A 14,499-nucleotide genomic window follows, 5' to 3' on the forward strand; every position below is an offset into this window, starting at 1 on the left:
TGGGGTACGCGAACGGCCCGGGCCGTTCGCGGTGCTACGACGCGCTGAGCCGCTCCTGCGCCTCGAACAGTTCGTCGCCATGCTCGGTGACCCAGACGCCCAGCGCCCGCATCGGGCCGTCGGCGAAGCTGCGGCCGAGATCGGTGAGCGCGTAATCGACCCGGGGCGGCGCCTGGGGGAAGAACCGCCGCTCGACCAGGCCGTTGCCGACCAGCCTGTGTACGGCCTCGGTGAGCGCCTTGTCGCTGATTCCTCCGATGCGTGCCCGCAGTGAGCGGCGGCGGAGGGCGCCCTCGGCCAGCGCGGCCAGCACGACCGCATCCCAAGTGTGCGCGAACAGGTCCGTCGCCATCCGCATCCGGCAGTCAGCCACGAGTTCCTCGCAGAGGTCGCCGTCACCCATACGCCCATCCTGGCACGCCCGACATGCACCATCCGGTGCGCGTCGGCCTGCCTAGCGTGACGGTATGCGGATCGGAATCCTCGGCACCGGCAACCTCGCCACGGCACTGGCCACCGGCTGGGCCCGGGCCGGACACGACATCATCATCGGGGGTCGCTCGACGGCCGCCGCCGAAGCGATCGCGAACCGGATCGGCGGCACCGCGCGGCCCGTACCGACGGTCGCCGCCGGCGCCGACGCGGTTCTGCTCGCGGTCCACTGGGACGGCATCACCGAGATGCTGACAGCGGCCGGCGGGCCCGCCGGCGCATTGGCCGGCCTCGCCCTGATCGACCCGACGAACGCCGTCGAGCACGGTGTCGGCACCCTCCGGACGGAACCCGCCCGGTCGGCCGCCGGCCACATCGCCGCCCTCGCACCCGGCGCGCACGTGGTCAAGGCTTTCCATCTCTTCCCGGCCGAGCGGTGGGTGACGCCCGATGCCGGACCGGTCACGGTCGCCATGTGCGGTGACGACGAGCGCGCACTCGATGTCGTCGGGTCGCTCGTGCGAGACGTCGGTGGAGTTCCCGCGGTCCTCGGAACGCTCGACCGGGTACGACAGTTGGAGGAGGTCGCCGGCTTCGTCATCGGGCTGGCGTTCGCCGGGGTCGACCCGCAGTCGGCGATTCCGTCGGTTCCCCGCTGACATGTGTCCGACAGGCCGCTCGTGGAGGCGGACGGTCCCCGCCGGGAGCGCCGTCTGCTCTCCCACCCGTCGATCTCCCACTTGCCCGATCCGAATGTGTCCGGCGGGTCGACCTAGACCCGCTCCGGGCCGGGACCGATCCGCCGGGCACTCACCGCTGCGCGTCACAGTCAGTCCAGATCGAGCAGGACCTTGCCCGGCACCCGTCGTTCCCGCAGCGCCTCGATCGCGCCCCCGAGGTGACGCCACGATCCGCGCCAGCCGATCGGCGCCCGCAGCGCCCCCTGAGCCACGAGGTCCACCAGCAGCGCCAGATCGGCGGCCGGGGCGGTGGTGTCGCCGAAGGACCGCAGCGTCCGGGACGCGCCCGGGGCGAAGGTCGAGTTCACCGGAAAGACGGCCGGCTCACCGGAGGCCCAGCCAATGCTGTGCAGCACCCCGCCCGGCGCGAGCAGACCCCACGCAGCCACCAGCTGGGCGCCTCCCACGGTGTCCAGCACCACGTCGACCGGGTCGCCGACAGCCTTCAGGCCGACCACCACCTCGTCGGCCCCCAGCGCCGCCAGCCCGTCGCCCCGGGACGCCGACCCGACCGCGGCGATCACGTACGCGCCCCCGTGCCGAGCCAACTGGACGGCAACTCGGCCCACTCCCCCGGACGCCCCGGTGATCAGTACGCGACGCCCGGGCAGCGGACCGGACTCACGCAGCGTCCGCAGCGCGGTGAGGCCGACCATCGGCAGCGCGGCAACCTCGGACAGGTCGACATCGGGGGGCACCACCGCGACGCTGTCCAGGTCGAACACCGCGAGTTGGGCCCACGCGCCCGGTCCGAAGGCGAGCACCCGGTCGCCCACCCGGGGACCGGTGCCGCTTTCGGCGGCGCGCAGCACCTCTCCGGCGGCGTCGTGCCCGAGCACCTGTCCGGCCGGCCAGAGGTCGAGGTGACGGATCTCGCCGTTGTTGACGGCGGCATGCCGCACCTCGACCAGCACCTGCCCCGGCCCGCATTCGGGCTCGGGGACATCGGTCACCCGGAACCCGTCGACGGTGCCCGGAGCGGCGACGATCGCACGCATACGACCTCCTTCGGTCCTCGCCGGGTTCCCGACAGGTGGCCCACAGTGGCGACCCTGTCGACGACGACCGGCGCAAGACGCCGGCCCGATGGTCAGGCGGCGGCGCGACGGGCCGTGCCGTCCGGAGCGTCCGCGAGACCGGCGTAGCGACCCCGGTGGTAGAGCAGCGGGGAGCCGACATCGGCGTGCCGGAGCAACTCCGGCTCGGCCAGCACGACCGCGTGATCGCCGACGACCACCCGGTCGACGACCCGGCACGCCAGCCAGGCCAGGGCGCCGTCGAGGATCGGCAGTCCGTTCGGCCCGGGCCGCCAGCGGGTCGGAGCGGCGAAGCGGTCGATGCCGCTCGTGGCGAAGGTATGGGCCAACTTGTGCTGGCCGTGTGCGAGCAGGTGCACCGCCACGTGCCGGGCCTGCGCCAGCGTCGGCCACGTGGACGAGCCGAGGTTCAGGCAGAACGAGACGATCGGCGGCGTCAGCGACACCGACGTGAACGATGTCGCGGTGAAGCCCACCGGCGGCGCACCGGGGGCGGTGACCACAGTGACGGTGCTGGCCTGGTGGCGCAGCAACCTGCGTAGCGCGTCGGCGTCGGCGTCCATCGGGTCGTCGGCGGACGAGGTCATGGGCGTTCCTCCCGAGTGGTGTGGGCGCGGAGCGCTAGGAACGGGCGGCGGGGTCGGCCGCCAGCCGCTCGTACGGAATCTTCTCCCCGGCCTCGACGGCGACCGGCAGCCGGTTCTCCGTCGGTGGCAGCGGGCACGTCGCGAAGTCGGTGTACGCGCATGGCAGGTTGACGGCCCGGTTGAAGTCCAGCGTCACCCGGCCCTGCTCGTCCGGCGTACCGACGGCCAGCGACCGGTTGGCCCCATAGGTGGTGATGCCGGAGGTGGTGTCGGTGAACAGCACCGACAGGCTGCCGGGCGTCACACCGTTGAACGCGGTCAGGCTCAGCGGCAGCCCGTCGACGCAGAACTCGATCCGGCCGGGCGCGTCGTAGATGTGCTGGAGCCCCTCCACGGCAGCGCCGACCGTGGTGGGCCGGGGACGCTCGAACGGCACGAACCGCCCCTGGAGCACCCACCGCTCGGCGGGCGGGAAGGTGGCGGTACCCCGGTAGCGCGTCCGCAGCGGGTGGTCGGGGCGTCGGGGTCGGAGGATGTCGCGCCCACCCCGCCGGGCCACCTCGAGGACACCACCGTCGATCTCCACGGTGATCCCGGCGCGCTCGGCGATCACCCCGAACTGATGCCTCTCCCGGATGCGCCGGCCGTCGACGACGATCTCCTCGTCGTCGGCGAGGGTCACCACCGGCCCGTCCGTCCCGGTGCGCCACTCCCCGGGCACACCGGGGAACCGCTGCGGCTCCGCGGTGAGCCAGTGCAGTCCGGCCACGGCGAGGAAGCCGTGGCGGTCCGCCCGCGCCTCCTCGTGCCGGCGGTGCCACTCCTGCCAGTCGTCGGCGAACGCGCGGGTGGGTCGTGCGGCGTCGGGGGGTGCGGACGGTGCGGGTTCACTGTTCATGACGGATCCCTCTCGTTGACGTGCGGCCGCTCGGAAACGGGCGCGGAGGTGCCGGACGCGAGCCGGCGGGACGAGGACCGAGAGGCAGCGAGCGCCCGCTCAGGCCGGAAGGGTCGCCACGCGACAGAGCTGCGCGGCGACCCGCATCAGGTCGACGACCCGGCGGGAGGTGAACAGCCGAACAAGCAGCATGGATCAATTTTCCTACTGAGCAAGTAGGATTTCAAGCCCCGGAGCCACTCAGCATCGCGTGGCCATCGCAACGTCTACCGGAATGGGCCGAACCAGGCAGCTGTCGCGCGGCCTGCCTCATCGAAAATGGATGTGCGGGAGCCGGGCAGCCATCGGTAAAGTGGCGTCCATGTCGAGCCCCGAGTCGGACACTTCGGGGGCTTTCGGCCACGCCGTCAGCCCCTGAACCACTGAGGTTCCAGCCTCCCGCCCACTACCGCATACGTGTGGGCGGTTGTTCGACCCCCGGGTTGGCCGTGGTGACGAGACGCCTTCTGTCCGTTTCATGCCTCGGAGCAACTCGATGCCTTTCGCTCTCCATCTTCTTGCCCTCGCCGTCTTCGCCATGGGCACCTCTGAATTCATGCTCGCGGGCCTTGTGCCCGACATCGCCACGAGCCTCGATGTCTCCGTCGGGTCCGCCGGGCTGCTCACCTCCGCCTTCGCGGTCGGGATGATCGTCGGCTCACCCCTCATGGCTGCCTTCGCACGTCGGTGGCCGGCACGGACCACGCTCCTTGGATTCGTGGCGATCTTCACTCTCTGCCACGTCGTCGCCGCGACAACCCCGTCCTTCTCCGTGCTGTTCGCAACCCGTGTCCTGGCTGCGGTTGCCAACGCCGGCTTCCTGGCCGTCGCCCTCACCACCGCGACCGGTCTCGTGGCCCCGAACCAGAAGGGGCGTGCCTTGGCGGCCCTCCTTTCCGGTACGACGATCGCTGTCGTCGCAGGCGTGCCGGCGGGCGCGCTGCTCGGCACCGCGATGGGGTGGCGAGCGACCTTCTGGGCAGTCGCGCTGCTGTGTGTCCCCGCCGCTGTCGGCATCCTCGCGGGGATCCGGCCCCGCTCGGAGCCGACAGCGGAAGGGCCCGCCGCCGGCGCGTCTCTGGCCTTCGAACTCGCGCAACTCCGAAAGCCCCGACTGCTCGTGGCAATGCTGCTCGGAGCGTTTGTCAACGGCGGGACCTTCGCGGCGTTCACCTTTCTTGCACCCGTCGTCACCGAGACCGCAGGACTGGACGAGGTGTGGGTACCGCTGGCCCTGGTCGTGTTCGGCATCGGATCGTTCATCGGCGTCACTGCCGCCGGGCGGCTCTCCGACCGGCGCCCTCGTCCGATTCTCGGAGTGGCCGCTCCCCTCCTGTTCCTGGGGTGGCTGGCACTCGCACTCGTCGCCACACACCCCGTACTGCTGCTGATCCTCGTCTTCGTCCAGGGCATCCTGGCTTTCGCGGTGGGTAGCACGCTCATCGCGCGGGTGCTCTACGCAGCATCCGAAGCGCCCACCATGGGAGGTTCCTACGCAACCGCCGCGCTCAACATAGGAGCCGCCGCCGGCCCGGCACTTGCGGCCCTGACGCTGTCGGATTCCAGTGACCTCGGCCCCGTGTGGGTGGCTTCTCTCCTGACTGGGCTTGCCCTGCTCATGCTGCTTCCATCGGTGGGGCTGATCGCGCCACGGAACCGGAGTGGGGAGGTCGTCCGGTGACTCATGCGAATGCTCCGCGCAACGTCGACGGCCGTCGGCGGCTCGTCGACGATGTCGAACTCGACCGATCGCTCACGTCGCGGCCGACAAACTCGCCGACTTGGACCGGACGGCGTGTCCATGGGCGTGACAATGACCAAGCCTTGGCGTCAGCCCTGACGGAGGGGGCGCAGGTGGCGGTCGGCCCACTCAGCGAACGGGGTCAGGGGGATGCCGAGGGCGCGCGCGAACTCCGGCCGGGCCGGCTGCCCGGCGACGTTCAAGAACTCGTGGGAGGTGGTGGCCCACGGCGGCATGCCGGCGGCAAGCGCTTCCGCCTCGGTCATGTCGGGAGCGGTGCCGTCGATGCCGAGCGACTCACCGATGATCTTCGCGATTTCCGTCATCGGCAGGTGGTCGCCGGCCAGTTCGAGTTCGACGCGGTGGAAGCGGTCGGGGTCGGCGACGGCAGCTGCGGCCGCGCGACCGATGTCGTCGACGGCGACCAGCGACAGGTGGGTCTGCGGCCGGAGGACCGTCGCGAGCCCGCCCGCGATGCCCCGCGGCAGCAGGTAGGCCAGGTCGGGCAGGAAGTTCTCCATGAAGAAGCCCGGCTTGATCAGCGTCCACCGGTCGAAGCCGGCGGCCCGGACGCGTTCCTGCATGCCGGCCTTGGGCAGGAAGACGCGCTCCATCGCGGCCCAGCGTCCGTCGGTCCAGCCGGGGGCGTCCTCGTGCCGCCCGGCGCCGGACACCGAGGTGTGCACGAACTGCGGGACCTCCGCGGCCAGCGCGGCCTCGATCAGGTTGACGCCCTGGGCGAGTTCGCTCTCGAAGTCCCAGGTGTCGCCGCGCAGCTCCGGCATCTGTACGGAGAAGACGGCGCGGGCTCCCCGGGCGGCCGGGACCAGCGATGCGGGGTCGCGGAGATCGCCGGTGACCAGCTCGGCGCCGAGGGCGGCGACTGCGGCGGCCTTGGCGGCAGCAGGGTTACGGACCAGGGCGCGCACCGGGACGCCGGCGGCGAGCAGGGCGCGGGCGGTTGCCCCGCCCTGCTGGCCGGTAGCGCCGGTGACCAGTACTGGTGCTCGATCAGACATGGACACTCCTCGACCCAAGAAACGGCGGGGCCCGCCGTTTATGCTTGCTAAGATACGGCGGACCCCGCCGCTTAGCAACGCCGAGGTGAGACATGCGCGCAGATGCACGCCGCAACTACGAACTTCTGCTCGCGGTGGCAGCGGAGGCGGTTGCCGAGCACGGGGCCGACGCGTCGCTGGAACAGATCGCCCGGACCGCCGGGGTGGGCTCCGGCACGGTCCGCCGCCACTTCCCGACCCGCCACGCCCTGCTCGAAGCCGTCTTCCGGGAGCGCATCGACGCCCTCTGCGCCCGCGCGGGCGAACTAGTGGGCAACCCGGACCCCGGGGCCGCGCTCGTCGAATTCCTGATCGAGATGACGCGGGCCGCCGCCACGATCCGGGGCCTGGCCGAGGCGCTCAACCGCGGCCGCGTCGAAAGCGTCTACTGCGCGTCCGACCAACTGTCCGAGGCGGGTGAGCCACTGGTACGCCGGGCCGCCGAGGCCGGAGTGCTGGCGCCCGACGTCACCTTCGGCGACCTGTCGACGCTGGTCACCGGGATCGCCCTGGCGACCGAGAACGACCGCGACCCCGGTACCACAGCGACCCGCCTGCTCTCGCTGGCCATGACCGGGTTCACGGTGACACCGCAGGAACCCGCACAGCACAGCCCGCTTCCGAATTCAGGTGCCTGACCACGCCCCCCGGGCCACGGCCTGATCGCAAGCCGTAGCTCGGGCCGGCTTCGCCGGACCAGATAGCGGTCCGAGCCACGGCTCGCGGGCCTACCCTGCGCCGTCGTGGCCGGCGAACCCCACCGCGCCTTCTACGGCAACCAGTTCAGTCTCACTGTGCCGACCCAGCCGACAAGGCCGAGGTCTACCGACAACTCGGTTTCCAGCCTGAAACGCAAACGGTGCGCGGTGCGCTCCCCGGCGTGCACAGCGTCGAAACCGAGATCGTCGCGCAGAGGATCAAGCGGGCGGGACCACTCGTCGCCTCCGGAGCCTGAGCGCGGCTTGCTTTCAAGCGCGCTCGAAGCTCTAGTGTCGGGGCCGTGACCACGACAGCCGAGACGAGAACATGGATCATCACGGGCGCGAGTTCCGGCCTCGGTCTGGGGCTCGCCGAGGCGGCACTCCAGGCTGGCGAGCATGTGATCGGGACCGCGCGAAGGGCCGACCGCTTCGACGGGCTCAAGGCGCGGTACGGGGATAGGCTCCTCGCCGTCGCGCACGATGTGCGCGACACGGCCGGAGCTGCCGGGGTCGTGCAGCGGGCGCTGGAGGTGTTCGGGCGCGTCGACGTGCTCGTCAACAATGCGGGCGCCGGACAGGTCGGCGCCGCCGAAGAGATCACGGACGCTGCTCTGCGGGCCATGCTCGAGCAGCACCTGTTCGGCCCGGCCGCCTACGTGCGTGCCGTGCTGCCCCACATGAGGGAACGTCGCTCTGGTGCGGTCGTGCAGATGAGCAGCCAGGGCGGGCGGATGTCGTTTCCCGCCGTCGGCAGCTACTCAGCCGGCAAGTTCGCGCTCGAGGGCTGGTCGGAGGCGCTGGCGGGCGAGGTCGCACCGTTCGGCATCCGCGTCCTCATCGTCGAGCCCAGTCGATTCCGCACCGCGTTCAACGCCGCGGACGTGCTCAACACAGCGCGGCAGAGCTCGATCTACGAGGGGGTCACGGGTGCCGTGCGCGCGAACATGGAGGGAGCCGACGGCATCCAGGAGGGCGACCCGGCACGAGCCGCCCGGGTGATCCGGAACATGCTCGACACACCCGACGCGCCGCTCCGGCTCCCGCTCGGCGCCGAGGCGGTTCGCAACCTCACCCGCGCCTACCGTGCAGCGCTCGACGACGTCGAGAAGTGGGCGTCGGTGAGCGAGTCGGCGGACTTCCCAGGTATGCCGCCCGCGGTTCGCCCGTTCTGATCGCCGTACGCTGATGGCCGAGACGGCATCCAGTTCGGCGTCGAGCGCTGACTCCGGAACGGCACATCCCGACTCCGGGAGTGCCTGCGATCTATTCGCCCAGCTCTCAACGCCCGGCTCCGCCGACGTTGGGCCGCTTCCAGCATCCGGTCGAACCGGATGCCGATTCGGTAGTTCACGATGGCGACGACGACACCAGTACCGCGCCAAAACGGCCCACTAGCAGCGAAGACTCCGACCCCACCAGGTGCGGCTGGAGTACCAAGCGCGGTTCAGCACCAGAACGCCTGACCCCGCAGTCGAGTGGCGATGATGTGCGTCAACCGCGCGGCGCTCGGTCCGCAGGGTCGTCGCGACGCTGAGCTGCACGGCTCGGCTGGGCGGGGATGGTGCCGTCAGTACGAGTCGTGGCCGCCGCGGTCGCAGCCGCAGGCTTGGATTTGCGGCGGTGGAGCGTGAGAGTCATGACCAGCACGACCAGCGCTCCGACGATCAGCCCGAGGATCGCGCTGGCCACCGTGTTGACGAGCCAGCCGACGAGCCCGCCGAGCGCACCCGTGGAGTCGTGGGCGGCGACCTCCACGTGGTGCACGGCCTCGTACAGGAAGTGCAGGTTCAGCTCGTTCGTGCCTAGCAGCAGGATGTGCCCGCCCACCCACAGCATCGCCGCGGTGCCGACCACCGTCAGCACGGTGAGGACTACCGGCATCGCCCTCACCAGACCGCGGCCGAACGTGGCGACGGCGCCGGAACGTTGCGACAGGCGCAGCCCGGCGTCGTCCATCTTTACGATCAGGGCCACCACGCCGTACACCATGACGGTAATGACGACGGCGACGACCGCCAGGATCGCCAGGCGGGACCAGAACGCCTCATTGATCACCTCGTTGAGGCTGATGACCATGATCTCCGCCGAGAGGATCAGGTCGGTTCGTACCGCCCCGGACACCAGTATCGTCTCGTCCTGCACCTTTTCCTCGCCCGCGCCGTGGGCATCGTGATGGGCGATCTTGGCCCACACCTTCTCCGCGCCTTCGTAACAGAGGTAGGCGCCGCCGAGCATGAGGATCGGAGTGAGCAGCCAGGGCACGAACTGACTGAGCAGCAGCATGGCCGGCAGGATGATGAAGAACTTGTTGCGCAGCGACCCCAGGGCAATGCGCTTGATAATCGGCAACTCGCGCTCGGCCGCCAGGCTCCGCACGTACTGCGGCGTGACGGCAGCATCGTCGACGACGACGCCCGCAGCCTTGGCGCCGGCCTTCGCGGCGCCCGCCCCGATGTCATCGATCGACGCGGCAGCGGCTCGGGCCAGCACCGCCACGTCATCCAGCAGGGCTACGAGTCCACCGGCCAAGGGAGGGTCCTTCCAGGGTTGCGCAGAGTTCGAACTGGCCCATTCTCGCTCAGGTCCTGTGCGCGGCAAGCCACCGCCCGGCCGTATATCGGGCGAGAGCTCGAGGTGAGCGTCTATCGCGCTCAGCCGGCGACCCGCCACCACCGCGCCCGGGCATCAACCTGGCGCCAGCTCAGGCCGAGCCCGTCCGCCGCGGTCGCCGTTAGCCAGGGTCGGCGTAGATGCGTTTCGGTCGCTGTCCGGGTCGGCCGCGGATGCCTTTGATCGGCGGGATCTCGTCGACCAGGGGCAGTAGACGGGCCGCCCTCGGCAGACAGCGACTGAAGCGACAATCCAGCTGCTGATCAGCCTCGCGGCCTGGCGACACGGCTCCTTGAACGTGATACGCGCGCTAGCTCGGCAAGAACGAGCTCCCAGCTCAATCTCCGCCCTCTAGCTGGAACCGTGGAGGGCTCCGTTATGCGGCCTGGGCCTGCAGGGCGAGGGTCTCTGGGCGTTCGTAGTCGATGGGCGAGTGTCCGCCGCAGACGGAGTGGCGGCGGCGCCAGTTGTAGAGGTCGGTGATCCAGGTGGCGATCTTCAGCCGGGCTTCCGTACGGGTGCGGAACTGGTGACGGTGGACGTACTCGACCTTGATGGTGGAGAAGGTGGCCTCGGCGACGGCGTTGTCGAAGCACGAGCCGACCCGGCCCATCGACTGGCGTACCTTCCAGCGGGCGCACACCCGGGCGAAGTCGGCCGAGCAGTATTCGCTGTCCCTGTCGCTGTGGAAGATCACTCCGGTGACATCGCCGCCGCGGGTGACGGCGGCCTTGTTCAACGCGGCGACGACCAGGCCGGGCCACGCGGACGGCGGCACGCTGGCCAAGCGAGTCTACGTCCACCCGGACAACAGCCACCTCAAGGTCGCCGCTGAGCACCTGGAATCGGGCCTGTTCGGCCGACTCCCGTGACACGAAATTCAGCAGTACGCGCGTACGTGATGAATTGTGAGACGAAACAGCAAGAAGGCCTCGACCCACCAAAGTGAATCAAGGCCCTGACCTGCTTGTTTACTGTCGGGACGGCCGGATTCGAACCGACGACCCCTTGACCCCCAGGACGATTCGCCACACGTCCACGCACGTCACGCACGCTAACCCCAAGATCAGGGCGTGCGGTCAACGTCGTGCCGCGCGCCATCGCGCAGGCCGTGTGGTCCCCGCCTGGTCCCTGGACGCTGAGCGGCTGACCGCCCCCGGCTTCTCGGGCTGAGGGCGGTAAGCCGTGTCGCCGGCTCTCCGCGCACGCACTCCAGTAGACAGCGGCAAGCCGCGATGCGGCGTGGCAACGTCTGGCTTGTGGTGGTCGGCCGTTGGGCGGGTTTCGCTGGGTCTGCTGGCGGATGGGTCGTTGCTCAGAGATGCGGTTCAATGAGCGGTCGGCTTTTGGTGATTTGGTCGTGTCGGGGAGTGACAGTGAGCTTTCGGGGTCAGCCGTGGTCGCGGTGGTTTGTGGCCCTGTTGTTCGTTCTGGTGCTGGTTTTGGTGGCGGTCGTGACCACAGTGGTGGCGTTGGCAGTCAACGCGGCGAGCAGTGATGAGCGGCGCTGGCCGTGGGGCCTGTACGTGATCCAGGACTATCCGTTCCCTTCGGTGTTGGTCCTGACGGTGGTACTGGCGATGTTGAGCGTCATGGTGGTGTTGGTGCAGCGCGAGCGCGATGCTCGTAGCGCTGGCTCTTCACTTGTGGCCGATTCCGTTGTCGACGTATCGCCGGCCCCAGATGATGTTGGCCTACCTAGCGGTGCTGGTGTGGTGGATGCGCCGCTGGGGGAGCTGCCGGTGGTCGTCCGGGGACGCGACAGTGTAGTCAGTGACCTCCTGGCGCCGACTGCTGTCTATTCGCCGCAGGTTCGGGTCTTGGTGGGGATGGGTGGTTGCGGGAAGACCACGGTGGCGTTGGCGGCCGCGCGGGAGGCCCAGGCGTCTGGCTGGCGGGTGTGGTGGGTGTCTGCGATGGACAGGGCGACATTGGTGGCCGGCATGTCGGCCTTGGCGCGGGAGGCGGGGGCGCCGGCAGATGAGATAAAGGACGCCGATTCGGATCTGGCGTTAGCGGGGGTGGTGTGGGGTCGGCTGAGTCGACTGTCCGGCCGGTGGTTGTTGGTCATTGACAATGCCGACGCGCCTGAAGTGTTGGCCCCGGGCGGTACGAGTGTGGCCGGTGGTAGCGGTTGGTTGAGGTCTGCCGGCACCGGCGTCGTCGTGGTGACCACCCGAGTGACTGATCGGGCGGTGTGGGGGCATCGGGCAGGGTGGTTTCCGCTGAGTGAGTTGGACCAGCGCGCGGCGGCGTTGATGCTGCTGGACCGGATAGGCCGTACGGACGAGCCGAACCTGATTGAGGCGGCGACGACGGTGGCGAATCGGTTGGGCCGGCTGCCGTTGGCAGTGCACCTGGCAGGGTCATATCTGGGTTCGGGCATGGCCGAGGTAGGGCTGGAGGACTACCTGCGTCTGTTGACGGATCGCTCGCTGAGAGTGGTGGATGAGGGTGCGCCGGGGTGGGGGGAGCAGGATCCGCGTCGGCTGATCATGTCGACGTGGGAGATCTCGTTGGACGCCCTAGAGCGGCAGGGTCGGGTAAGGGCGCGCGCTCTGTTGCGCGTGTTGTCGTTTCTGGGGCCGGGCTCGGTGGTGCCGGTGCCGATGCTGGACCCGTCCGTGTTGTCGGAAGCAGGGCTGCTTCCCGATGGGGATGAGGGTCGTGCGGAGATGGCGGCCGGGCTGGCTGGACTGCGGGCGGTGGGCCTTGTCGACGGTGCGCCGGTCGGAGTGGACGATTCTGGTGATGGGCTGATGGTGCATCCGCTGGTGGCCGAGGTGTGCCGCTGGCGGGCGGCGCGCGACGGGCAACGACCGACGCTGATCGCCGCGGCGGCCAGCCTGGTCGCGGCCACGAGCGCGCGGTTGAATCCGGCTGATCCTGCCGACTGGAAGGGGTGGCAGGTGCTCGCCCCGCACGCGAGAGTAGTGCTCGGTGTGATCGCCGAGATGAGCGAGGACCTGGGCGCTCGCGTGGTCGGTGTCAACAATGGCGTGACGTACCACTACACCGCTCAAGGGTCGTATCCGGGGGCTATCGACCAAGGCGAAGACGTCATCGCCGCTGCCGTCGCAGGACTGGGTGCCGAGCATCCGGACACGCTGACGTCGCGGAACAACCTCGCCGCCGCCTATCGAGCGGCGGGACGGTTGGGTGAGGCGATCCCGTTGTACGAGGCGACGCTGGCCGCGTGTGAGCGGGTGCTGGGTGACGAGCATCCGGACACGCTGATGTCGCGGAACAACCTCGCCTACGCCTATCAATCGGCGGGACGGTTGGGTGAGGCGATCCCGTTGTACGAGGCGACGCTGGCCGTGCGTGAGCGGGTGCTGGGTGACGAGCATCCGGACACGCTGACGTCGCGGAACAACCTCGCCGCCGCCTATCAAGCGGCGGGACGGTTGGGTGAGGCGATCCCGTTGTACGAGGCGACGCTGGCCGCGTATGAGCGGGTGCTGGGTGCCGAGCACCCGAACACGCTGACGTCGCGGAACAACCTGGCCGTCGCCTATCGAGCGGCGGGGCGGTTGGGTGAGGCGATCCCGTTGTACGAGGCGACGCTGGCCGTGCGTGAGCGGGTGCTGGGTGACGAGCATCCGGACACGCTGATGTCGCGGAACAACCTGGCCGTCGCCTACGACGCGGCGGGGCGGTTGGGTGAGGCGATCCCGTTGTACGAGGCGACGCTGGCCGTGCGTGAGCGGGTGCTGGGTGACGAGCATCCGGACCCGCTGATGTCGCGGAACAACCTCGCCTACGCCTATCAAGCGGCGGGACGGTTGGGTGAGGCGATCCCGTTGTACGAGGCGACGCTGGCCGTGCGTGAGCGGGTGCTGGGTGACGAGCATCCGGACACGCTGACGTCGCGGAACAACCTCGCCTACGCCTATCAATCGGCGGGACGGTTGGGTGAGGCGATCCCGTTGTACGAGGCGACGCTGGCCGCGCGTGAGCGGGTGCTGGGTGACGAGCACCCGAACACGCTGACGTCGCGGAACAACCTCGCCTACGCCTATCAAGCGGCGGGACGGTTGGGTGAGGCGATCCCGTTGTACGAGGCGACGCTGGCCGCGCGTGAGCGGGTGCTGGGTGACGAGCACCCGAACACGCTGACGTCGCGGAACAACCTCGCCGCCGCTTACCGACTTCGGGACGACAGCATGTAGCGCTGCGGGCGCCGAGGACGGCCGAAGGCCGCCTGCAGGGCAGACCGCGAGCGGCACCGCGCTCGCGCCGCTCCTTGATCCAGTTAGCGAACGACTCGGCAGGCATGCCGGCTGGACGCTTGAGACTTGACCGGCGGTCAAGGAGCGCTACTAGAAGGCGCACTTGACCGAAGTGGTCCCCAGAAAGCCGGAAAGGCCAGCCCGATATTTCGGACGAGCCCTCTGACCTGCCACTTCATCCTGTCGGGACGGCCGGATTCGAACCGACGACCCCTTGTTACCGAAAGTAACCACCGCAACGTCGCTATCGGTTGTCGCATTTGGTCGATGAGCTGCACAGATGCAATCATGCGGTGATCGCCACTTGTCACTGATTGTCAATCATGAGTGGAGGTTTTCGGGGGGTAAACGAGGGGCGACGACAGGTCATCACCAGGTCCACGGCACCCCGGTCCCCCATCAACAGCGCACCCGTCAAAGTCCG

Annotated in this window: 12 protein-coding genes and 1 pseudogene; 5 read left to right on the plus strand and 8 right to left on the minus strand. The window is 69.5% G+C overall.

The features are described 5' to 3' along the window. Window positions 1-34: 34 nt before the first annotated feature. Window positions 35-403: a helix-turn-helix domain-containing protein gene (locus O7542_RS13495; protein ID WP_069090057.1), complete on the minus strand. Its 369-nt coding sequence runs from the start codon at window positions 401-403 to the stop codon at window positions 35-37. Between the two features lie 64 nt (window positions 404-467). On the opposite strand from O7542_RS13495, the gene O7542_RS13500 reads away from it, so the two are divergent. Continuing rightward, complete coding sequence (locus O7542_RS13500; RefSeq protein WP_166456570.1) at window positions 468-1,091, plus strand: NAD(P)-binding domain-containing protein; 624 nt, start codon at window positions 468-470, stop codon at window positions 1,089-1,091. Window positions 1,092-1,261: 170 nt separating this feature from the next. Here O7542_RS13500 and O7542_RS13505 read toward each other — a convergent pair whose 3' ends face one another. The 3 genes from O7542_RS13505 to O7542_RS13515 form a co-directional block, all read right to left on the minus strand. Continuing rightward, a complete protein-coding gene (locus tag O7542_RS13505; protein WP_205797178.1) occupies window positions 1,262-2,170 on the minus strand; it encodes a zinc-binding dehydrogenase in 909 nt (302 codons plus the stop codon). A gap of 92 nt (window positions 2,171-2,262) precedes the next feature. Continuing rightward, entirely contained in the window at window positions 2,263-2,796 is a 534-nt protein-coding gene (locus O7542_RS13510) for a flavin reductase family protein (protein WP_064446364.1), read from the minus strand. A 34-nt stretch (window positions 2,797-2,830) separates the two neighbouring features. Further along, window positions 2,831-3,694, minus strand: coding sequence for a DUF1684 domain-containing protein (locus O7542_RS13515; RefSeq protein ID WP_166456571.1), 864 nt, complete (start codon window positions 3,692-3,694; stop codon window positions 2,831-2,833). A gap of 535 nt (window positions 3,695-4,229) precedes the next feature. Here O7542_RS13515 and O7542_RS13520 point away from each other — a divergent pair. After that, a complete protein-coding gene (locus O7542_RS13520) occupies window positions 4,230-5,414 on the plus strand; it encodes a Cmx/CmrA family chloramphenicol efflux MFS transporter (RefSeq protein WP_043330318.1) in 1,185 nt (394 codons plus the stop codon). 149 nt (window positions 5,415-5,563) lie between these two features. Here the strand turns inward: O7542_RS13520 and O7542_RS13525 are convergent, their stop codons facing one another. Next, the gene (locus O7542_RS13525; protein WP_166456572.1) at window positions 5,564-6,493 is read right to left on the minus strand and encodes an NmrA family NAD(P)-binding protein; all 930 of its coding nucleotides are present in this window, start codon (window positions 6,491-6,493) and stop codon (window positions 5,564-5,566) included. Window positions 6,494-6,585: 92 nt separating this feature from the next. Here O7542_RS13525 and O7542_RS13530 point away from each other — a divergent pair, with 92 nt between their 5' ends. Both O7542_RS13530 and O7542_RS13535 read left to right on the plus strand, forming a co-directional pair. Beyond that, the gene (locus O7542_RS13530; protein ID WP_069090053.1) at window positions 6,586-7,170 is read left to right on the plus strand and encodes a TetR/AcrR family transcriptional regulator; all 585 of its coding nucleotides are present in this window, start codon (window positions 6,586-6,588) and stop codon (window positions 7,168-7,170) included. Between the two features lie 362 nt (window positions 7,171-7,532). Continuing rightward, the gene (locus O7542_RS13535; RefSeq protein WP_166456573.1) at window positions 7,533-8,405 is read left to right on the plus strand and encodes an SDR family NAD(P)-dependent oxidoreductase; all 873 of its coding nucleotides are present in this window, start codon (window positions 7,533-7,535) and stop codon (window positions 8,403-8,405) included. A 319-nt stretch (window positions 8,406-8,724) separates the two neighbouring features. Here the strand turns inward: O7542_RS13535 and O7542_RS13540 are convergent, their stop codons facing one another. The 3 genes and pseudogenes from O7542_RS13540 to O7542_RS13550 all read right to left on the minus strand — a co-directional run bounded on the left by O7542_RS13540 (window position 8,725) and on the right by O7542_RS13550 (window position 10,621). Continuing rightward, window positions 8,725-9,762 carry a DUF808 domain-containing protein gene (locus O7542_RS13540; RefSeq protein WP_166456574.1) on the minus strand — a complete coding sequence of 346 codons (1,038 nt, stop codon included), beginning with the start codon at window positions 9,760-9,762 and terminating at the stop codon, window positions 8,725-8,727. Window positions 9,763-9,967: 205 nt separating this feature from the next. Continuing rightward, window positions 9,968-10,057 (minus strand): annotated as a pseudogene (locus O7542_RS13545) (IS5/IS1182 family transposase); the annotation flags it as partial. Between the two features lie 162 nt (window positions 10,058-10,219). Continuing rightward, on the minus strand, window positions 10,220-10,621 hold the full coding sequence (locus O7542_RS13550; protein WP_166456575.1) for an integrase core domain-containing protein: 402 nt from the start codon (window positions 10,619-10,621) through the stop codon (window positions 10,220-10,222). Window positions 10,622-11,255: 634 nt separating this feature from the next. Between O7542_RS13550 and O7542_RS13555 the strand changes: the two genes are divergently transcribed. Beyond that, window positions 11,256-14,015, plus strand: coding sequence for a tetratricopeptide repeat protein (locus O7542_RS13555; RefSeq protein ID WP_281606332.1), 2,760 nt, complete (start codon window positions 11,256-11,258; stop codon window positions 14,013-14,015). Window positions 14,016-14,499: the final 484 nt, after the last annotated feature.

Source organism: Micromonospora sp. WMMC264 (assembly GCF_027497275.1).
GTDB lineage: Bacteria > Actinomycetota > Actinomycetes > Mycobacteriales > Micromonosporaceae > Micromonospora > Micromonospora chalcea.